The organism is Deinococcus sp. AB2017081 (assembly GCF_034440735.1).
Taxonomy (GTDB): Bacteria; Deinococcota; Deinococci; order Deinococcales; family Deinococcaceae; genus Deinococcus; species Deinococcus rufus.
On record NZ_CP140098.1, the window covers coordinates 1,155,568 to 1,175,226 of the forward strand.

The 19,659-nt window shown below is 70.8% G+C and carries 19 protein-coding genes; 9 read left to right on the top strand and 10 right to left on the bottom strand.

Going from position 1 to position 19,659, the window contains the following annotated elements:
- The first annotated feature begins 93 nt into the window (after nt 1–93).
- Nucleotides 94–804 (top strand): hypothetical protein, encoded by a 711-nt coding sequence (locus U2P90_RS05660; RefSeq protein WP_322474144.1) that lies wholly within the window; start codon nt 94–96, stop codon nt 802–804.
- 23 nt (nt 805–827) lie between these two features.
- Nucleotides 828–1,616 carry an alpha/beta fold hydrolase gene (locus U2P90_RS05665; RefSeq protein ID WP_322474145.1) on the top strand — a complete coding sequence of 263 codons (789 nt, stop codon included), beginning with the start codon at nt 828–830 and terminating at the stop codon, nt 1,614–1,616.
- A 347-nt stretch (nt 1,617–1,963) separates the two neighbouring features.
- Here the strand turns inward: U2P90_RS05665 and U2P90_RS05670 are convergent, their stop codons facing one another.
- From U2P90_RS05670 to pyrR, 4 genes are read right to left on the bottom strand one after another with little or no spacing between them, the layout of a single operon-like run.
- On the bottom strand, nt 1,964–3,229 hold the full coding sequence (locus U2P90_RS05670) for a dihydroorotase (protein ID WP_322474146.1): 1,266 nt from the start codon (nt 3,227–3,229) through the stop codon (nt 1,964–1,966).
- The gene (locus U2P90_RS05675; RefSeq protein ID WP_322474147.1) at nt 3,226–3,828 is read right to left on the bottom strand and encodes a uridine kinase family protein; all 603 of its coding nucleotides are present in this window, start codon (nt 3,826–3,828) and stop codon (nt 3,226–3,228) included. Before U2P90_RS05675 ends, U2P90_RS05670 begins: the two co-directional genes overlap by 4 nt.
- A 20-nt stretch (nt 3,829–3,848) precedes the next feature.
- Nucleotides 3,849–4,793, bottom strand: coding sequence for an aspartate carbamoyltransferase catalytic subunit (locus U2P90_RS05680; RefSeq protein WP_322474148.1), 945 nt, complete (start codon nt 4,791–4,793; stop codon nt 3,849–3,851).
- Nucleotides 4,790–5,338, bottom strand: a complete 549-nt coding sequence (pyrR, locus tag U2P90_RS05685) for a bifunctional pyr operon transcriptional regulator/uracil phosphoribosyltransferase PyrR (RefSeq protein WP_322474149.1) — start codon at nt 5,336–5,338, stop codon at nt 4,790–4,792. Before pyrR ends, U2P90_RS05680 begins: the two co-directional genes overlap by 4 nt.
- Before the next feature lie 397 nt (nt 5,339–5,735).
- Between pyrR and U2P90_RS05690 the strand changes: the two genes are divergently transcribed.
- Entirely contained in the window at nt 5,736–6,215 is a 480-nt protein-coding gene (locus U2P90_RS05690; protein ID WP_322474150.1) for an Hsp20/alpha crystallin family protein, read from the top strand.
- 60 nt (nt 6,216–6,275) lie between these two features.
- Here U2P90_RS05690 and U2P90_RS05695 read toward each other — a convergent pair whose 3' ends face one another.
- The 4 genes from U2P90_RS05695 to U2P90_RS05710 all read right to left on the bottom strand — a co-directional run bounded on the left by U2P90_RS05695 (nt 6,276) and on the right by U2P90_RS05710 (nt 9,344).
- A complete protein-coding gene (locus tag U2P90_RS05695; RefSeq protein ID WP_322474151.1) occupies nt 6,276–7,202 on the bottom strand; it encodes a hypothetical protein in 927 nt (308 codons plus the stop codon).
- 85 nt (nt 7,203–7,287) lie between these two features.
- On the bottom strand, nt 7,288–7,953 hold the full coding sequence (locus U2P90_RS05700) for a phosphatidylserine decarboxylase (protein ID WP_322474152.1): 666 nt from the start codon (nt 7,951–7,953) through the stop codon (nt 7,288–7,290).
- A 118-nt stretch (nt 7,954–8,071) separates the two neighbouring features.
- Nucleotides 8,072–8,815: a peptidylprolyl isomerase gene (locus tag U2P90_RS05705; RefSeq protein WP_322474153.1), complete on the bottom strand. Its 744-nt coding sequence runs from the start codon at nt 8,813–8,815 to the stop codon at nt 8,072–8,074.
- Nucleotides 8,816–8,873: 58 nt separating this feature from the next.
- Entirely contained in the window at nt 8,874–9,344 is a 471-nt protein-coding gene (locus U2P90_RS05710; protein ID WP_322474154.1) for an Lrp/AsnC family transcriptional regulator, read from the bottom strand.
- A 161-nt stretch (nt 9,345–9,505) separates the two neighbouring features.
- Here U2P90_RS05710 and ald point away from each other — a divergent pair, with 161 nt between their 5' ends.
- The 4 genes from ald (at nt 9,506) to U2P90_RS05730 (ending at nt 15,175) form a co-directional block, all read left to right on the top strand.
- Nucleotides 9,506–10,612 carry an alanine dehydrogenase gene (gene ald / locus U2P90_RS05715; protein WP_322474155.1) on the top strand — a complete coding sequence of 369 codons (1,107 nt, stop codon included), beginning with the start codon at nt 9,506–9,508 and terminating at the stop codon, nt 10,610–10,612.
- Nucleotides 10,613–10,715: 103 nt separating this feature from the next.
- The gene (locus U2P90_RS05720; RefSeq protein ID WP_322474156.1) at nt 10,716–12,401 is read left to right on the top strand and encodes an asparagine synthase-related protein; all 1,686 of its coding nucleotides are present in this window, start codon (nt 10,716–10,718) and stop codon (nt 12,399–12,401) included.
- Nucleotides 12,402–12,440: 39 nt separating this feature from the next.
- Entirely contained in the window at nt 12,441–14,258 is a 1,818-nt protein-coding gene (locus U2P90_RS05725; protein WP_322474157.1) for an ABC transporter ATP-binding protein, read from the top strand.
- Nucleotides 14,259–14,281: 23 nt separating this feature from the next.
- Nucleotides 14,282–15,175 carry an aldo/keto reductase gene (locus U2P90_RS05730; protein ID WP_322474158.1) on the top strand — a complete coding sequence of 298 codons (894 nt, stop codon included), beginning with the start codon at nt 14,282–14,284 and terminating at the stop codon, nt 15,173–15,175.
- Between the two features lie 66 nt (nt 15,176–15,241).
- On the opposite strand, the gene murA is transcribed toward U2P90_RS05730, so the two are convergent.
- Nucleotides 15,242–16,519 carry a UDP-N-acetylglucosamine 1-carboxyvinyltransferase gene (gene murA / locus U2P90_RS05735; RefSeq protein ID WP_295818260.1) on the bottom strand — a complete coding sequence of 426 codons (1,278 nt, stop codon included), beginning with the start codon at nt 16,517–16,519 and terminating at the stop codon, nt 15,242–15,244.
- Nucleotides 16,520–16,812: 293 nt separating this feature from the next.
- Here murA and U2P90_RS05740 point away from each other — a divergent pair, with 293 nt between their 5' ends.
- Nucleotides 16,813–17,037 (top strand): transcriptional regulator, encoded by a 225-nt coding sequence (locus U2P90_RS05740; RefSeq protein WP_295818259.1) that lies wholly within the window; start codon nt 16,813–16,815, stop codon nt 17,035–17,037.
- An 83-nt stretch (nt 17,038–17,120) separates the two neighbouring features.
- Here U2P90_RS05740 and U2P90_RS05745 read toward each other — a convergent pair whose 3' ends face one another.
- Nucleotides 17,121–18,107, bottom strand: coding sequence for an NlpC/P60 family protein (locus U2P90_RS05745; protein ID WP_322474159.1), 987 nt, complete (start codon nt 18,105–18,107; stop codon nt 17,121–17,123).
- Between the two features lie 227 nt (nt 18,108–18,334).
- Here U2P90_RS05745 and U2P90_RS05750 point away from each other — a divergent pair, with 227 nt between their 5' ends.
- The gene (locus U2P90_RS05750) at nt 18,335–19,636 is read left to right on the top strand and encodes an MFS transporter (protein WP_295818254.1); all 1,302 of its coding nucleotides are present in this window, start codon (nt 18,335–18,337) and stop codon (nt 19,634–19,636) included.
- The last annotated feature ends 23 nt before the right edge of the window (nt 19,637–19,659 follow it).

Genomic DNA, 19,659 nt, shown 5'->3' on the forward strand with positions numbered 1-19,659 from the left:
AGCGGGGGAGAGCCGACCGGTTCTCCCCCTCGTCCATGTCGATCTGCGCCGATCTGCGCGGCGGCCCACGCGCCCGCCTGCGACACTGGAGGCATGTTCCGCGCCCTGGCCCTGACCGCGCTGCTCGCGTCCGCCGCCCACGCCCAGACCGCGCCCCCCACGTGGGCCGACCTGCTCCAGCCCGGCGTGCAGGCCCGGCAGGCCGCGTGCGACGCCGCCACCGCCCACGAGAAGGCGCACCCGACGCCCACCGCGCAGAAGTACGCGAGCGGCGACCAGAGCGACGCCGCCCGCCTCGGCAGGAAACTCACCGACGACCGCGACAGCCCCCCCGAAGTGAAGGTGCCGGCCCACGTGGCCAGCCGCATCATCATCGAACTGCCCGCCGCCACGGTCGGGAACATCTGCGCGAACGCCGCCCGCGACGGCAAGCCCGTCAAGGTCACCCAGTACACCGGCACGACCCAGGTGTACATCCAGGGCGAACTCGTGGCCCTCAAGGACGCCCTGAAACTCACCGCGGCCCTGCGCCTGCTGGACGCCTCCGGACAGGAACTCGCCCGCATCGACAGCCGCCGCGACGCCGCCGCCAAGGTCGACCAGGGCCTGTGGACGCGCGAGTGCCAGGACAACGTGTGCCGCTGGCGGGGCTTCAGCGTCTTCGCGTTCAGCGACTACCAGCTGAAACCCGAGACCTACGCCGCCACGCAGACCGTGCAGCTCGTGTTCGACCGCGGCTACGGCCCCGAGACCCGCGACTACACGGCCGCCGACTTCACCCGCCTGACCCTGGGCGGCCCGTAACCCCCGCGCCGTATCCTCCCCGCATGGACATCGGCGGCACCCGCATCCACGTCGAGGAACACGGCCACGGCCGCCCCCTGCTCATGCTGCACGGCCTCGGCTCGAACATCGAGAGCATGCGGCCCGACATCGCCGCCCTGAGCCCCCTGCGCCGCGTCGTCGCCCTCGACAGCCGCGGCCACGGGCGCTCCGAACGCCCCGCCGCGTACACCCTGGACGACCATGTGGACGACGTCCTGGCCGTCATGGACGCCCTGGAGCTCCAGACCGCCGACGTCATGGGCACCTCCATGGGCAGCTACGTCGCGCAGGGCGTCGCCACCCGCGCGCCGGAGCGCGTGTCAAAGCTGGTGCTCGTCGTGCCCAAGGCCAGCGGCACCACATCCAGCGTCGCGCGCCTCATCGGCGAGCACGCCGCCGAGCTGGAGGGCAGGAGCAGCGACGAAATCCTCGCCTTCATCGGCGACCTGATGTTCGCCCCCACCAGCGGCCCCGGCATCCGCGCCCAGCGGGAACAGGCCGTGCAGCGCGACCTCGCCCTGGGCCTCACCCAGACGCCCGAACAGTTCCAGGCCGCCAGCCGCGCCCTGGAAGGCTTCGACTACCGCCCCGACCTGCCGCGCGTCACCGCCGACACCCTCGTCGTCAGCGGACGGCACGACCCCCTGAACCCGCCGCACGAGGGTGAGGTCATCGCGGGACTCATCCCGCGCGCCCGGTTCGTCGTGCTGGAGGGCAGCGGGCACCTGCCCTCGCTGGAGCAGCCGGAAGAGCTGCACGCGGTGATCCGGGGGTTTCTGGAAGGGGAATGATCGTCGGTCAACGCTCTCGGCGGCCCCACCCCCCCCAGCCCCCCTACCCCGGTGGGGCAGGGGGGAGCGGCGCTGCGCTGGGCAAAGTGCGCGCTGGTGGGCGCGTGTGTAGAGCTGTGGAGGCGGCATACCTGCCCTTTGCGCTCACGTCGTCACCGCCCGCGCGCTTCGCGCACGATGGCATTCGGTGAGGGGCAGGGCGGGAGCTTCGTCGTTTTATCCCTCTCCCCTTGTGGGAGAGGGAGGGAGGCGCTTAGCGCCGGAAGGGTGAGGGGGCCACCGCGCGACCGCCATCGAATCCAGTCCTTCTGCCTCTCCCCTGGGGAGAGGGCCGGGGTGAGGGGTCGTTACTCCCGCCGGTACGCCACCTTGCCGTCCACCACCGTCAGCACCGGCCAGCCCTTCAGGGTCTCGCCGGCCCAGGGGGTGAACTTGGCCTTGCTCTTGAACTCGGCGGGCTTGACCTCGCGCTCGGTGTCCAGGTCGAGCACCACGAGGTCGGCGGAGGCTCCGGCGTCCAGGGTCGGTTCGGGCCAGCCCATCACGCGGGCGGGGGCGGCGGTCATGAGCTCCAGGATCTTCTCCAGCCCCAGCGACGCGCCGAAGCGCGTGTACATCAGTGGGAACGCGAGTTCGATGTACGCGATGCCGCTGGGGGCCTCCAGCAAGTCGCGTTCCTTCTCGGCGCGGGTGTGCGGGGCGTGGTCGGTGGCGATACAGTCCACGCTGCCGTCCTTCAGGCCCTCCAGCAGGTACTCGGCGTCGGCCTGGGTGCGCAGGGGCGGGGCGACCTTGTAGATGGCGTCGAAGCTGCGCAGGGCCTCGTCCGTCAGGGTCAGGTGGTGGGGGCAGACCTCGCAGGTGACGCCCAGGCCGCGCTTCTTCGCGTCGCGCACCAGATCCAGGGCGCGGGCGGTACTGAGGTGCTGCACGTGCAGGCGCACGGGGCGGCCCTGGGCGTGCAGCCCGGCCACGATCTCGATGTCGCGGGCCACGCGGGCCGCTTCGGCCGCGGCGGGGTTGCCGGGCACTCCGATCGCCTCGGACACCGCGCCCTCGTTCATCACGCCGTCGGCGCGCAGGCTGGCGTCCTCGGCATGAACCGACACGACCATGCCCAGGCTCGCGGCCGTCTCCAGGCCCAATCTCAGCACGCGGGCGTTCTCGTTCGTGCGCCCATCATCCGTGAACATCGCCGCGCCCGCCCCCTTCAGGTACGTCAGTTCGGCCAGCTCGTCGCCCTTCTGCCCGCGCGTCAGGGCTGCCGCCGGCCGCAGGCGCGCCTGTCCCAGCGTGCCCGCCTTCTCCAGCAGGCTCCGCACGATGCCGGGGTCGTCGATCACGGGCGACGTGTTTGGCATGCACACCACCGTCCCGTACCCGCCCGCCGCCGCCGCCGCGAGGCCCGACGCCAGATCTTCCTTCTGCGTCTGCCCCGGCTCCCGCAGGTGCGCGTGCAGCTCGATCAGCGCGGGCACGACGGTGCCGCCCCGGCCGTCGATGACCTCGCCCTCCTCGGGCAGGTTCCAGCCCTTGATGACGCCGTTCTCGATGGTGACGCTCGTGGTCTCGTCGGAGCCCGTGCGCTTGATGTTCGTGATGGTGATGGTCATGGAAACCCCTCAGGTTGGAGATGGTGGATCAGGGTGGAGACGATCCGGGCGTTGTCGTCCGGACTGTTGTTGCCGTGCAGGATGACGTCGGCCTTGCTCATCGTTCTGGCGACGTGCAGGTCGTGCCCGGGTCGTCCGCTGTTCACGTAGTTCTGGAAGGTGATGGCTGGGTTCGTGCCGCGCTCCGCGAAGTTCCGGGCGATCTTCCGACCGAGGCGCAGGTCGTCGTCCAGCCACACGAACACCTTGAGATGTAGCCGCTCCGTGAGATCGTCGAAGGCCAGCGCGAAGGCCCCGTCGATCAGGATGAACTGAACCCGTTGCCCATCGCGGCTCAGCTCGTCGATCCGGGCCAGGATCGCCGGCACGTCGAAGGCGTCCGGATGGTTGAGGTCGAAGTGCCGCCCGCCATCGACCGGCGACACGACGAAGGGCCCGTGTGTCCGATCCGTGCGAAAGAACTCGTCCAGCGCGACGACGGAGGCTCCGGGCCCGAGCAGGTCGCGCAGCCGCCGGGTGAGGGTGGACTTGCCCGAGGCCGAGCCGCCTGCGATGGCGATGACCCTGGGCGTCACGACCGCACCCGAGCGGGAACGCACGGCTCAGCGCCCATGGCCCCTCAGTCCCGTCCGACCAGCAGGTGGTACAGCACGCTCATTCGTATGGCCTGGCCGTTCTCGACCTGCTTCAGGATGCGGCTGCGTGGGCCGTCGGCAGCCTCGGTGCTGATCTCCACGTCGCGGTTCATGGGGCCGGGGTGCAGGACGATCGCGCCGCTCTCGGCGTGCGCCATCAGGGTCTCGTTGACCTGATAGGTGTCGGCGTACTCCTGGAGGCTGCCCAGGTACCCGCCGCTCATGCGTTCCTGCTGGAGCCGCAGGGCCATGACGGCGTGCGCGCCCCGCACGGCCTCCACGGGGTCGGTGGTGAGGGTCACGCCGGGCAGCGCGGCGAGGTCGGCGGGGAGCAGCGTGGCGGGGCCGCACAGGACGACCCGCGCGCCGAGTTTGGGGAGCAGTTCGGCGTTGCTGCGCGCGACGCGGCTGTGGCGGATGTCGCCGAGGATGGCGACCGTCTTCCCTTCCAGCGAGCCGAACTCCTGCCGCACGGTGTAGGCGTCGAGCAGGGCCTGGGTGGGGTGGGCGCGGCGGCCGTCGCCGGCGTTGATGACGGGTTTGCCGCTGTACTGGTGTACCAGGTGGGCCGCGCCGCTGGCGTGGTGCCGGACGATGTACGCGTCGACCTTGTACTGGGTGAGCACCTCGATGGTGTCGCGCAGGCTCTCGCCCTTGCTGACGCTGCTCGCTCCGGCGGCGAAGGTCATGACGTCGGCGCTCATGCGGCGCGCGGCGAGTTCGAAGCTGGTGCGGGTGCGGGTGGAATTCTCGAAGAACGCGGTGCAGATGGTCAGGCCCTGCAGGGCCGGCACCTTCTTCACGGGCCGGTCGAGCACCTGCAGCATGGTGTCCGCGTTGTCGAGGATGGCGGTGAGGCGTTCGGGGTTCCAGTCCTGGAAGTCCAGCAGGTTGCGGGGCCGGGCGGTTTTCGGGGTGGCGGCCGTCATTTCACGTCCTCCAGATCCCACAGCTCCACGATGTCCACGCCGTCCGTCTCCTGCAACTTGACCTTCACGAGCTCGCTCTTGGCGGTGGGGAGGTTCTTGCCCACGTAGTCGGCGCGGATGGGAAGTTCGCGGTGCCCGCGGTCGATGAGCACGGCGAGCTGGATGCCCAGGGGCCGCCCTAGGTCGATCAGCGCGTCGAGCGCGGCGCGCACGGTGCGGCCGGTGTACAGCACGTCGTCCACGAGCACCACGCGGCGCTGGGCGATGTCGAAGGGCACATGCGTCTCGCGGATGATCGGCTGGTGCGCCACCTCCGAGAGGTCGTCGCGGTACAGGGTGATGTCGAGCATCCCGGTGGGGATCTCCACGCCCTCCAGCTCGCTGAGTTTGGAGGCGAGACGTTCGGCGAGCGGGATGCCGCGCGTGTGCACGCCGATGATCGCCAGATCCTGCGCGCCCTTGTTCCGCTCGACGATCTCGTGCGCGATGCGCGTCAGGGCGCGGCGGACTTCATCGGCGCTGAGAATGGTGGCTTTAGCGGGCATGGCGACCGCCGCAGAGGGCAGAGAGCCGAAGGCAGAGAGCGACAGATGATGGAGCCCTCGGCTCTCCGCCCTCTGCGATCTGCACAAAAAAAACGCCGCTCAGCGCGTGCTGACGGCCTATCGCTTCACTTCGCATCTGTACTCCTTCTCCTGCCTCACGGGGCGGGTGCGACCTCACGGGATCGCCGGGAAAAAGGCGGGAGCCCACTGCGGCTCCTGACCTCCGGGAGTGTAGCAGGCCCCGGGCGGGACGCGGAAGCGTAATTTAAGACGCACTAAACTTGACAGGATGACACTCAGGTTTTAGGATGCATGACGTTGAGCGCGGGGCACTCAGATCCTGAGCAGGCGATGCGTGCACGGCGCTCCGGAACCCCACTCCCCAGGAGGTACTCCAGTGATGCGATTTGATCCCTTCCGTGAAATCGAGGAACTCACCCAGCGCATGGATCGCGCGTTCGGCCAGTCCGGCGGCACCGTCCGGCTCGCCCCGCCCGTGGACGTCCACGAGGACGAGCGCGGCCTGGAACTCACCCTCGACCTGCCCGGCGTCAGCCCCGACGCCATCCACATCGAGGCGGAGAACAACACCCTGACCGTGCAGGCCGAGCGCAAGTACGCCCGGCAGGACGGCCGCACCGCGCACCGCGTGGAGCGCGCCTACGGCACCCTGGCCCGTACCTTCAGCGTGCCCGCCAAGTACGACCTGACCAAGGTGGAGGCCGACTTCGACCACGGCACCCTGAGCATCCGGGTCCCGCGCAGCGAGGCCGCGCAGAAGCGCGCCGTGACGGTGCGCAGCGGCGGCCAGCTGACCGCGCCCAGGACCGTGGACGCCCAGGGCGACACCACGACCGGCACGCCGCAGCAGGCGTAAGCTGCACCGTTCAATGGCAGCCGGGGAGCGCAGGCCCCGGCTGCCTCTGTGTGGTCAGGCTCAGGTGCCCTGCCGCACCGCGTCCAGCAGCGACGTGGCGGCCTCCAGCGCAGCCGGCCCCAGGGGCGCGTGGTTCACGCCCAGCAGGGTGCCCAGCTTGTCGCGCCGGGCGCCGGTCAGGTGAGTCCATGCGGGCAGGTCCGCGTGGTGAATCCGGGCGGTCTCGTCGCGCAGGTAGCGCACCGCGCCGTCGTAGTACCCGGCCTGGAACGCGGCGCGGGCACGGCGCTCCTGTTCCAGCAGGCCCAGACCACGGGTGGCGAGCAGCACCCGCCGGGCCTCGGTCTCGCCGCCGAAGGCATACAGCGCCTCCAGGCGGTACACGGCCTTGGGAAAACGCAGGCCCGCCGAGGCCCGCCACGCATGCGGCAGCCGGATCTCGAACTCCGGCCACAGATGAAGGCGGGTCAGCAGTGCCGGGTACAGCAGTTCCAGCGCCACGCGGCGGGCCTCGGTCAGGGCCAGTACCTGCGGCGACACGCCGTGGCCCGGACCCGTCAGGTCACGCGCTGCCGCCTCCAGCCGGACGTGGGCGGCGGTCAGCAGTTCCTCGCGGTGGGCGGCCAGCTGCGGCTCGCTCAGATTCCACAGGGTGCGCTGGATCCGGCCGTAGTGCCCGGTCGGGTCGTAGGCCACCCGGCTGGTTGCCAGCAGGGCCAGCGGCGCGTCCACACGGGCGTATTCCCAGTCCCGCCACGCCTCCAGCCGGTCGTACGGAAAGCGTTCGGTGGTGATGCCGGCCCGTGTGTCGGTGCGCGGCGCCGGCAGGTCACGCTCAAAGGTCACGAAGACCGGCTGCGAACCGGCCCACGCGAACTCGGTGCCGGCGCTGCCGGCGTGCGCGACGGCCCTCACCTTGCGGTCGGCCCTCAGGCGTTCGAGCGTCCGCTCGGGATCGTGCTCCCGCTGGGCATGGGGTTCGGTCACGGCGGCCTCCTCGGGCAGCCAGCATAGCGGGAGGCTGGCCTGGGGGACTGTTGCCGGGACTGCGGTGGGGTGTGCCGATGACAGGTCAGGCGCGGGCGAAGACGGTCTGCATGCCGGTCACGTGGTCGCCGACCGAGACCAGCGGCGTCATGTGGGCGGGCAGGGCGATCGTGACCAGACCGCCCCGAGGCAGAAAGGCCAGCTTGTAGCCGGCGCGGGCACGATCTCCCTGTTTCACGTAGGGCATGGCGTCCAGTGGGGGGCCGGGGGCCACCATCGTGACGGTCATGTCGCCCATGTCGGCGTGGACGGTCACGGCGAGGCGCTCGTTGTGCCACATGCCGGGGGCGTCCAGCAGGTCTGTGGGCTGCCGCGCGAGCAGACCCGCCTGCACCTGCAGGGGCAGCAGCGGCGCGGCGGCGCTGGCAGGCGTGTGGGCGATCGTGCCGACCGTGCCCCCGACCGGCAGGTACGTGTAGTGCACGTCCAGCGGCCCGATCACGACCCCCAGCAGCCAGCCGTCGGTCGCCACGTCGCCGGCGAAGGCGTGCACCGGCCGGGCCGAACCGGCAGTTTCGATCTGCCCGTTGCTGACGCGCCGCACGAAGCACACCACGCCATCGGCGGGACTGAGCACCGCGTCCGTGTGGGCCGGAGGCAGCCGGACGGGATCACGGAACCGGTGAACCCGGCGGACATACCACACAGCGCTCCCGAGGACAGCCAGAGGCAGGAGAGGACGCAGGCGCATGGGCGCAGTGTACGGTGCGCCCGTGGCTCACGGTGACGCGGACATCACACCCGGAGGGCACACGGTGAAGGCATGAGCATTTCATGAAAGTCTCGCGCTCGGGCGCGAGGGGCCGAGGTCACGGCGATGTCAGGATCTGCACGCTCCGCAGGGTGTCGGGCACCACGCCGGGGATGGCGGTCTCGCCGGCCGCGCTGCTCCGGGCGGTGCGCGTCACCCTGGCCAGCACGTCCTGTCCGGCCACGACCCGGCCGAACACGGTGTACTGCCCGCTCAGGAAGTCGGCGGGGGCCAGTGTCACGAAGAACTGGCTGCCCTGCGACGTCAGGCTGGCCGACCGCGCCATGCCCAGCACGCCGGGCCGGTCGAAGCGCAGGCCGCTTCTGACCTCGGCGGCGAACTGGTAGCCGGGGCCGCCCGTGCCCCAGCGGGGGCGCTGCGCCGGATCCGCGCTCAGCGGATCGCCACCCTGCGCCATGAAGCCCTCGATCACGCGGTGAAAGCGCGTGCCGTCATAGAAGCGGTTCAGCGCCAGGAACACGAAGTTGTTCACGGCCACGGGCGCGGCCTTGGCATCCAGCTCGACCGTGATGTCGCCCTGGGTGGTGGTCAGGACTGCCCGGTAGGTCTTCGTGGGATCGACCACCTGGGCAGCGCCCTGGAAGACCCGCACCGGTGCGGCACTCAGCGGAGGAACGGCGGTGAACGTGGCAGCCGCTGTCGGGGCCGCACTGACCGCAGGCGTGCTGGCGGGTGTGGGCGCGGTGGCAGGCGCAGCGGTGGACTGTCCCCGCGCCGCGGGAGCGCACGCGGCGAGGCTGACACCGATCAGGACGGAGGCCAGGGGAAGGCGCTTTGGCATGGCTCCCAGTATTCCATCCGCGCCATGAGAGGATCGTCCGGTCTGACGGGCCGCGCGGTCACTCCAGCGGCAGGCTGGTCGTGTACTTCTCCTGCTTGACCACAATGGTGCTGGCGGTATTGCGCACGCCGGGGATGGCCGCCAGGGTGTTCACCAGGAAGTGCTGGTAGGCGTCGAGATCCGGCACACAGACCTTCAGCAGGTAGTCGATGTCGCCCAGGCACAGGAAGCACTCCAGCACCTCCGGCCGGGCCTGCATGTGCCGGGCGAAGTCCTCGAAACCTGCCTTGGTCTGCTTGTCCAGCGTGACGCGCACGAGCACCATGAGTTCGCGTCCGACCTTCTTCGGATCGAGCAGCGCCACATACCGCTGGATGATGCCCTCTTCCTCCAGCCGGCGCACGCGGCGCAGCGTGGGGGCCGGGGTCAGGCCGATCTCGTCCGCGAGTTCGGTGTTGGGTTTGCGGGCGTCCTGCTGGAGGATGCCCAGGATCTGCCGGTCAAGGTCGTCGAGTGCTTCTTGCGACATGATTGCGGATATTGTGCCACATCTGCGCAACTCTGTTGCCGGGATTGTCCAGAATTGGGCACCTCGCGGCAATCGCGGTGGCGCGTGATCCTGCTAGCATTGCGCCACATCACAGCAGGATCGGCCGCCCCGGACGGGTCGCGGCCCCGCGAGGTCAAGACATGCAGATCGGACTCCCGAAGGAAATCAAGGTCAAGGAAAACCGTGTGGCGCTCACTCCCGGCGGGGTCGGGACGCTGGTGCGGCGTGGGCACACGGTCATCGTCGAGCAGGGGGCTGGTGTGGGCAGCGGAATCCCCGACAGCGAGTACGTGCAGGCCGGGGCCGCCCTGGGCAGCGCCGACGACGCGTGGGCTGCGCAGATGGTCGTGAAGGTCAAGGAGCCCACGCCGCCCGAGTACCGGTACCTGCGCCCCGAGCTGCTGCTGTTCACGTACCTGCACCTCGCCGCCGACCGGCCCCTGACCGACGCGCTGCTGGAGAGCGGCACGACCGGCGTGGCCTACGAGACGGTGCAGTCGGAGGACGGCAGCCTGCCCCTGCTGACCCCCATGAGCGAGGTCGCCGGCCGCCTGTCGGTGCAAGCCGGCGCGTACCACCTCCAGAAGCCGGCCGGGGGGCGCGGCGTGCTGCTCGGCGGAGTGCCCGGCGTGCAGCCCGGCCACGTCACGATCATCGGGGGTGGAGTGGTCGGCACCAACGCCGCCAAGATGGCGATGGGCCTGGGGGCCAAGGTGACCATCCTGGACGTGTCGCAGCGCCGGCTGGCGTACCTGGACGACGTGTTCTTCGGGAAACTCACCACCATGATGAGCAGCGAGGCGAACATCCGCGACCTGTTGCCCACCACGGATCTGCTGATCGGCGCGGTGCTGATTCCCGGTGCCAAGGCCCCGCATCTGGTCACCCGCGACATGCTGGGCCTGATGCCAGAGGGCAGCGTGATCGTGGACGTGGCGGTCGACCAGGGCGGCTGCGTGGAGACCATCCACCCGACCACGCACGACGACCCCACGTACACCGTGGACGGCGTGATCCACTACGGTGTGGCGAACATGCCCGGCGCGGTGCCGCGCACCAGCACCTTCGCGCTGACCAACCAGACGCTGCCGTACGCGCTGCTGTTGGCCGACCACGGCGTGGGTGCCCTGGGCCGCAACGCCGCGCTGAAACTGGGCCTGAACACCCACCACGGACAGCTGACCTACCGGGGTGTGGCCGACGCCTTCGATCTGGCGCACGTGGCGCCGGACACCGTCCTGGCCTGACCGTCCGGCGCACGCCGGCCCGCACCTGCGGCAGCGGTCGGCGCGGCGCGGTGATAGCGTGCGCGCACCATGCACCCGAACACCTGTTGGAGCCGAGTCCGACATGTCACGCGGACGTGATTTCGCGGTCGTCCTGACCCGGCATGACCGGTGGCCGGGATCCCCGGAACTGGATGTGCCGGGAGTGGGGCCGTGGCACGTGCAGGTGGAGGGCGCGCCCGCCCGCTCTGTCCACGGCGACGTCACCGTGCTGTTCAAGGGGCAGGTGTACGACACTCCGGCCGCGGATCTGGCGCTGGGCTACGCCGCGCACGGCCCCGCCTTCTTCCGTGGGCTTCACGGCGCGTTCTCCATGGTGGTGCTGGATGCCTGCGCCGGCGAGGTGCTGGCCGTCACGGATCATGTCGGGACGCACACCCTGTATGCCGCCCACGATGGAACGCAGGTGACCCTCTCGACGCGCGCCGACCATCCGCAGTTCGTGCACCGTCCCTACCGCCCGGAGGCGGTGGCGGCGGTGCTGGCGAGCGGCACGCCGCTGAACGGTACGGCGCTGCACGAGGGGGTGCACGGTCTGGCGAGCGCCAGTGTCCACCGCGTGACCGGATCCGGACTCGCCTCCAGCGTGTACTGGCAGCTGACCCCCCCCAGCGGAACGGCGGCCGTGCCGGACGCGCTCGTCGACGAGTACGTGTTCCTGCTGCGTCAGGCCGTGCGGCGGCGGCGACCGGCGGGCGGGCCGGTGCACCTGTCCCTGAGCGGCGGGCACGACTCGCGCGGGCTCCTGGCACTGCTCACGCGCGAGGGGCAGGAGGTGCGCGCCTTCGCGTATGGCCTGCGCGCCGACATACCGCACACCGACGCCCAGGCCGCCGCGCAGCTGGCGGCCCAGTACGGGGTGCCCTTCGAGCCGGTCGTGGCCTACCACGGTGACCTGCCGGCCACCATCCGCCGCAACGCCGCGTGGGGACAGGGCGTGGCGAATTTCTGCGAGGAGGTGGATGCGTGGGCGACGCTGGAGGGATCCATTGAGGACGTCTTCACGGGCGAGCACGCGCACGGCCTGCACCGGGACACCCTGACCGATCCCGACGAGCAGCTGGTGCACCAGCACATCGCGCCGGGCCAGACCATCACGTGGTTCACGGATCTGCTCGACCCGGGCGCCGCCCGACAGCTCCAGGACGCGTACCGGGACACGCTCGACCACGTGCGGGCCCGTGCGGCCGCGTATCCGCACGCCCGCCAGCAGCACTTCGTCGTCATGGTGTCGCAGCGGCTGTCGCACATGCTGTTGCCGTGGCGCGAACGCTTCACCGGTCGGCATGCCGCCGTACATGTTCCCTACCTCGACCGGGAGGTGATGGAGTTCATGCAGCGCGTCCCGCCGGAGCAGCTCGCGGACAAGGCCCTGTTCCAGCGGGCGCTGCGCCGGCTCGACCCGCAGGTGTACCGGGTGCCCCTGGCCCGCACCCAGGGCTACGAGGCCGACTGGACGGCAGAGCTCATCACCCACCGCGCCCGCCTGGAGGAGGAGATGCTGGGGCACGCCAGCCGGCTGGACGCCCTGGTGTCCCCGGAGGTGTTGCGCACCCTGCTGCGCGCGGTCGTGCCCGCGTCGTCACCCGGCACCCTGCGCCGGCGCGTGCGGTCGCGGCTCGGGCAGGTGCGGCACGGCGCCCTGCTCAGCCGTGTGCTCGGGCACGCGACGATCCGCGCGCACCCGGTCAGCCGCACCGAGCTGCTGCTGCGGGCGCTGACCCTGCGGGCCCTGGACGCGCCGCGCTGATTCCCACCCCGGAGGCCTGACAGGGCGTACCCTGCCAGGATGATGTCCCGACCCCGCTCCTTCGTGCCCACCGGGCCAGACGGCGTCCGTGTGCGGCGCGATCCCCGGCAGCTCACGCGGCTGCTGGCGTATGCCCGGCCGTACCGGTGGCTGTTCGTGCTGGGCGTGTTCGCCACGCTGCTGTCCAGCGGCCTGAACCTGATCTTCCCGAAGCTGTTCGGCACACTGATCGACGCCTCCTTCCTGAAAGTCGGCAGCGCGGACACCGGCCCGCTCGACCGCACCGTGCTGCTGCTGCTGGGCGTGTTCGGGCTGTCCTCGATCTTCGGGGCGGCGCAGTCGTACCTGCTGGCACGGGTCGGGGCCGGCGTGGTGGCAGATCTGCGCCGGTCGGTGTTCTCGCACCTGCTCACGCTGTCGCCGCGCTTTTTCGGCGAGCACAAGACCGGCGACCTGACCTCCCGCCTGACCGCCGACGTGGGCACCGTGCAGGGCGTGACCAGCAGCGCCCTGGCGCAGCTCGCGGCGCAGTCGGTCACGCTGGTCGGGGCACTGATCCTGCTGGTCACCACGTCAGCGCGGCTCAGCCTGCTGACCCTGGTGATCATCCCGCTGGTGATCGGCACGGCCGTGACCATCGGCCGCCGGATCCGCACGGTCAGCCGCACCGTCCAGGACGCGGTGGCCCAGGCCAACGCCAGCGCCGAGGAGGCCATCAGCGGCGTGCGCGTCGTGCAGAGCTTCACCGCCGAGCACGCCGAGCGCGGGCGCTACGGCCAGGGTGTCCAGCTCAGCTTCCTGGCGGCCCTGAAGCGGGCCCGGCTCCAGGCGCTGATGTCCGGCGTCATGAGCTTCCTGACCTTCGGGTCGCTGGCGCTGGTGCTGTGGTACGGCGGGCGGCAGGTCATGGCGGGTCAGCTGTCGCCGGGAAACCTCGTCACGTTCCTGTTCTACGCCCTGCAGGTGGGGGGTACGGTCGCGCAGCTCACCGGCATCTTCAACCAGTTCCAGGAGGCGCTGGGCGCGTCCAGCCGGATCTTCGAACTCCTCGACGAGCGCAGCGACCTGCCCCAGTCGGATCGGCCGGTCCACCTGGCACGGGCCGACGGCCGCGTGACCTTCCGGGACGTGCGCTTCGAATACGGCGAGGCCACCGTGCTGCGCGGCATCGATCTGGAGGTGCCCGCCGGGCAGGTCGTGGCGCTCGTCGGCCCCAGCGGGGCAGGGAAGACCACGCTGGTGAACCTGATCCCGCGCTTCTGGGACGTGACCGCCGGTTCACTGCTGGTCGACGGCTGCGATGTGCGGGGGTACGTCCTGCGCGACCTGCGGGCCCAGGTCGGTCTGGTGCCGCAGGAGACCCTGCTGTTCTCGGGCACCGTGCGCGAGAACATCCTGTACGGTCGCCCGGGCGCCACGCCACAGGAGGTCGAGGACGCCGCCCGCGCCGCCAACGTCCACGAGTTCGTGACCGCCCTGCCCGGCGGCTACGACACCGTCGTGGGCGAGCGCGGCGTGAAGCTCTCCGGCGGGCAGCGCCAGCGCGTCGCCATTGCCCGCGCCATCCTGAAAGACCCGCGCATCCTGATCCTGGACGAAGCCACCAGCGCCCTGGACAACGAATCCGAGGCCCTGGTGCAGTCGGCCCTGGAACGCCTGATGCAGGGCCGCACGACCTTCGTGATCGCCCACCGCCTGAGCACCATCCGCAACGCCGACCGCATCGTGGTGCTCGACGCCGGCCGGATCGTGGAGGACGGCCCCCACGCCCAGCTGATCGCCGCCGGCGGCCTGTACCGCGACCTGTACGAACTCCAGTTCCGCGCCCAGCAGGAGGGCCGCACCGAACTGGCGTGACCGGCGTGCGTCACAATGCCCGCATGCAGCAGCGGGATTTCGGCACCACCGGCCTCCGGGTCAGCGTCCTCGGCCTGGGGGCCGGGCAGATCGGGGATGCCCGTCACAGCGAGGATCTGGCGGGCACCCTGATGAACCGCGCCCTCGACCACGGCGTCACCCTGGTCGACACGGCCCGTGGCTACGGCCTGAGCGAGCAGCGCATCGGTCGGCACCTGTCGTGGCGGCGCAACGACTTCATCCTGAGCAGCAAGGGCGGCTACGACGCCGAGGGGGCCCAGGACTGGACACCCGCCGCGATCCGGCTGGGCATCGAGCAGGCCCTGACCCGGCTGCGCGTGGACTGGATCGACATCTTCCACCTGCACTCCTGCCCGCTGGACGTGCTGCGCCAGGACGAGCTGCTGGGGGCCCTGGACGACGCCGTCGCCAGCGGCCTGATCCGCGTGGCGGCCTACAGCGGCGAGAACGAGGCCCTGCACTGGGCGGTGACCAGTGGCCGCTTCGGCAGTGTCGAGACCAGCGTGAATGTGGCCGACCAGTGGAGTGCCCGCCACGTCCTGCCCCACGCGCGGGACGCGGGTCTCGGCGTGATCGCCAAACGCCCCATCGCGAACGCGGCGTGGCAGTACGCCCGGCGGCCCACCGGCCAGTACGCCGAAACGTACTGGGAGCGTCTGGGCGTGCTCGACCTGGGCAGCGTCCGGCACGCGGCCGGTCTGGAGTGGGACGAGTTCGCCCTGCGCTTCGCCGCGTACACCCCCGGCGTCCACAGCGCCATCGTGGGGACGGCCAACATCGAGAACCTGGAGCGCAACATCCGGCTCGCGCAGAACGGCCCGCTGCCCCTGGATGTCCTGACCCACATCCACGCCGCGTGGGATGCCCACGGCCAGGACTGGGGCGGCGAGGTCTAGGTCGGGATCGGCACCGAGTGGCGCCCGCTCCCAGGGTGGGGGCGGGCGCGGCGACTCAGTCCACCCTCAGTCCATCGCCAGGGCCAGTTCCGGCTGCTGGACGTCCACGCCCAGGCCGCGCAGGCGCTCGGACAGGCGCTCGTAGCCCCGGTTGAGGTACTGCACGCCGTCGATGACCGTCTCGCCCTCGGAGGTCAGCGCGGCGATGATCAGGGCGGCTCCGGCCCGCAGGTCGGCGGCCTTCACGGGGGCCGCGTGGAGCTTCGCCCCCTGGATCACCTGCGTGTAGCCGCTCACCGTGATGTTCGCGCCCATGCGGTGCAGCTCGGCCACGTGGGTCAGGCGATCCGGGTACACCGGATCCTGCACGACGCTGGTGCCCGGCACGGTGGCCAGCAGGGCGCTCATCTGGGGCTGCAGATCCGTGGGAAAACCGGGGTAGCTCTGCGTGGTGATGTTCACGGGCCGCAGCTCGCGCCCCTCGGCGTCCACGGTGATGGTCGTGCCGTGTTCCTCGACGTCCACGCCCATGTCCCGCAGTTTGGCGCTGACGGCCCGCAGGTGATCCGGGCGGATGTTCGTCAGCTGCACGCGGCTGCGGGTGGCGGCCGCCATGATCATGAACGTGCCGGCCTCGATGCGGTCGGGAATGACCGTGTACGCGCCGCCGCGCAGGGCCGCGACGCCCCGGATGACCAGGGTGTTGGTGCCCGCGCCCTGGATGTCAGCCCCCAGGGCGTTCAGGAACTCGATCATGTCGACGACATCGGTGTCGATGCTGGCGTTCTCCAGGGTGACCACGCCGTCGCCCAGGACGCTGGCGAGGATCGCGTTGTGCGTGCCGCCCACCGTGAGGAGTTCGAAGGCGAAGGTGCCGTTCAGGGCCTGCGTGCGGCGGGCATCGAAGTTGCCGCCGTCCTCGGTGATCTCGGCGCCCAGGGCCCGCAGGGCCTTGACGTGCTGATCGACCGGGCGCGGTCCCCACGCGCAGCCGCCGGGCATGGACACCGTGGCCTGCCCGGTTCGGGCCAGGATGGCGCCCAGGACGATGAACGACGCCCGCATCTTGCTGACCAGCGCATAGGGCGCGTCGGTGTTCACGATCTCGGGGGTGTGCAGTTCCAGGCTGTTCTCGCCGACCCAGACGTGCCGGGTGCCCAGATGGTGCATCAGATCCAGGATCGTGACCACGTCCGACAGGCGAGGAATGCCGTGCAGGGTGACCTTCTCACTGCTCAGGAGGCTGGCGACGATGACCGGCAGGGCCGCATTCTTGCTGTGTTGTGCGGCGACCGTCCCCGCGAGCGGGCGGCCTCCCTTGATGTGCAGCGGGGTCAGTTGCATGAAGTGTCCTTTGGCAGCGGCGGCGGGCCGCAGTGGGGGTGGGTGGAGCGGAGCACGCACCTGGGCGCAGGTGCATGTTACACATGATGCTCACTGTACGTCTAGGCGCTGCCCGTATCCACCATTCGGGGTGCGTCCCGTCCGGGCATGAGGCAGACACTCCCCGGAGTGTGGTACTGCTGGTCACGGTGACTGACCCGACGACGATAAGGACGATGTTGAGGGTACTCCGGTGACATGCTACGCTGCCCGTGCGGCCCCTGACGACGGTGTGGGGTCTGATCAGGAGAGGCATGCCCAAGAAGGAACGTAAACGCCTGCAGGTGGTCATCAGCGACGAGCAGGACGCGCTCCTGACCCGGACGGCCTATGAACTGTCCAGCCCCGAACGGCTGATCAGCAAGAGCGAGGTCGTCCGGCTGGCCATCGAGAAGATCGCCCGTGAACTCGGCGAGGGTGCCCACCTGGAGGAGTACCGCGCCATTCTGGAATCCGGCGACATCGGCGACGACGCCTGAGCCTGGACGACCGGCAGGGCATCCCACGGCAGGGTTCGGGATGCCCTGCCGGTCGTCTGTCCGGCCCGTGACCTGTCGCGGTGCTACGGGGCCGGACGCGTGGCGAGCGCCTCCGGCAGCACCCGGCGGGCACCGGCGTAGCGCGTGGCCCAGTAGGTGTCGCCCAGCAGCCGGTCGATGACCACCCGGCCGTGGAAGGTGTTGGCGTCGATGAAGGTGTCATCGCCCAGGTAGATCCCCACGTGTGACACCTGCCCCTGCCCCTGGGTGTCGAAGAACAGCAGATCGCCGGGCCGCCACTCGCCGCTGGCGACCGCCTCGCCGGCCAGGGCCTGGGCGGCGCTCGTGCGCGGCAGGTTCACCCCCAGCGGCGCAAAGACCTGCACGACCAGACCGCTGCAGTCGGTGCCGCTGCGGGTCGCGCCGCCGTAGACGTAGGGGGTGTCCAGCAGCGCCAGCGCCGCCGAGCGCCAGTCGGCGACCACCGCCGGGCCCGCCGGGACGGGCGGCGCCACGGACAGACCGGGGAGCTGGCTGGGCGGCGTCAGCACCGGGCGATCCGGCGCCGGCAGGGCCGGCAGGAACGGTGAGCCCAGCACCCCACCGGGCAGCGCCGGTGGCGGGGCCGGACGGGTGGTCACGCCACCGGCGCTGCCCGGCACGGGCGTGCCGCTGGCGATGGTGCCCGAGAGCTGGCCCGGTACCAGCAGGTGCTGTCCGGCCTTCAGGGCGGTGCCCGGTGGCAGCGCGTTCTCGTACAGCAGGGCGTCCACGCTGAGGCCGTAGCGGCGTGACAGGGCGTACAGCGTCTCGCCGGGCTGCACGACGTGCACGGTGACGCTGCGCACACGCAGCACCTGCCCGGCCCGCAGCGCCGGGGTGCTCAGGTTGTTCAGGGTCAGCAGGGTCTCCACGCTGATGCCAGCCCGCCGCGCGATGGCGTATGCCGTCTCGCCGGGCTGCACCGTGACCGTGGTGAGCGGATCCGGAAGGGGCGCCGCGGCGTGCGCGGTGGCCCCCAGGCACACGGCCAGCAGGGTACACAGCGGCGACAGGAAGGGTCTGGGCATCCGGGGCACGGCAGAACTCTGAGGGGGCACTCTGGGCAGGGCAGGGGGACTGACCCCGGCACCGTAACACGGCCATGCGTGAACTGCAACGTCCAGCACGATGTCCGCGCAGTTCCGGATCGCCGTGGTCCGGCGGCGCAGAGGTGTCCGGTATGTCTGGCCCCTTCAGGGTCGGTCAAGGGGGTTCGGGGCGTGGACGGCACCGGAGCGGGCGTATGGTGGGAGGTGTGCTAGCGCGTGCCGACGCGTGGCGTGTCCGGACGTTCAGCGCCCTGCGCCACCCCCACTACCGCCGTTACTGGTTCTCACAGCTGCTGTCGCTGGTGGGGTCGTGGATGCAGGCCACGGCGCAGCAGTATCTGGTGCTGGAGCTGTCGGGTGGCAGCTCGTCGGCCCTGGGCTGGGTGACGGTCGCGCAGTTCATGCCCAGCCTGCTGCTGTCACTGTTCGCGGGGGCCGTGATCGACCGGCTGCCCCGGCGGCGGGTGCTGCTGACCACCCAGGGCGTGCTCCTGCTGACCGCCGTGGCCCTGGCCGTGACCACCCACCTGGGCGTGGTCACGCTGCCGCTGGTCATGCTGATCGCCTTCGTGTCGGGCTGCGCCAACGCCTTCGACATGCCCGCCCGCCAGAGCATGGTCGTGGATTTCGTGCCGCGCAGCGACGTGAGCAATGCGGTGGCCCTGAACAGCCTGTCGTTCAACGTGAGCCGCACGCTGGGGCAGGCGCTGTTCGGGGTGGTCGCGGCGCTGGGCGTGTCCGTCCTGGCCGGAGGCAACGCAGACCAGCTCTCGCGGCTGGCGCTGCCCTTCTACCTGAATGTGGCGTCGTTCTTCGTGGTGATCTACACCCTGGCGACCCTGCCCTTCCCCCCGCGTGAGGCCGCGCCGCACGGCAGCATGCTCGACGACGTGCGCGAGGGCCTGCGCTACGTGCGCCGGACGCCCGCAGTGCGCAACGTGATGCTGCTGGTCGGCCTGTTGAGCCTGACCATCATCAATTTCAACGTGCTCATCCCGTATTACGCCCGCGTGGTGTTCGGCGCCCGCGAGGCCGCCTTCGGACTGCTCTCGGCGGCCTTCGGGGCGGGGGCCATGGCCGGCGCCCTGTGGCAGGCCAGCCGGCCCAACCCGCTGCGCAACCTGCGCCTGGGGGCCGTGATCCTGATCGTGGGCGCCGTGGCCCTGGCCGTGACCCCGGATGCCACGCTGGCGGTGCCCGTGCTGGCCGTGTGTGGATTCGGCATGCTGAGCCTGCTGGTCAGCGCCAACAGCAGCGTGCAGCTGACCATTCCCGATCACCTGCGCGGGCGGGTCATGAGCCTGTATTCCTTCGTGCTGGTCGGCATGGGGCCGCCCGGCGCCCTGATCTCCAGCACCCTGATCAGCCGCGAGGGCCCGCTGGGGCCACGCTACGGCCTGATCGCGCTGGCAGCTCTGGGGGCCGCGGCCCTGCTGGTGCTGTGGCAGCGGCTGCCGCGCCAGCTGGCCGCCCCCCCGGCGGCAACGGCGGCCGTGTCCACGGAGTGACTGCCTGCAGGTCTATGGAGACG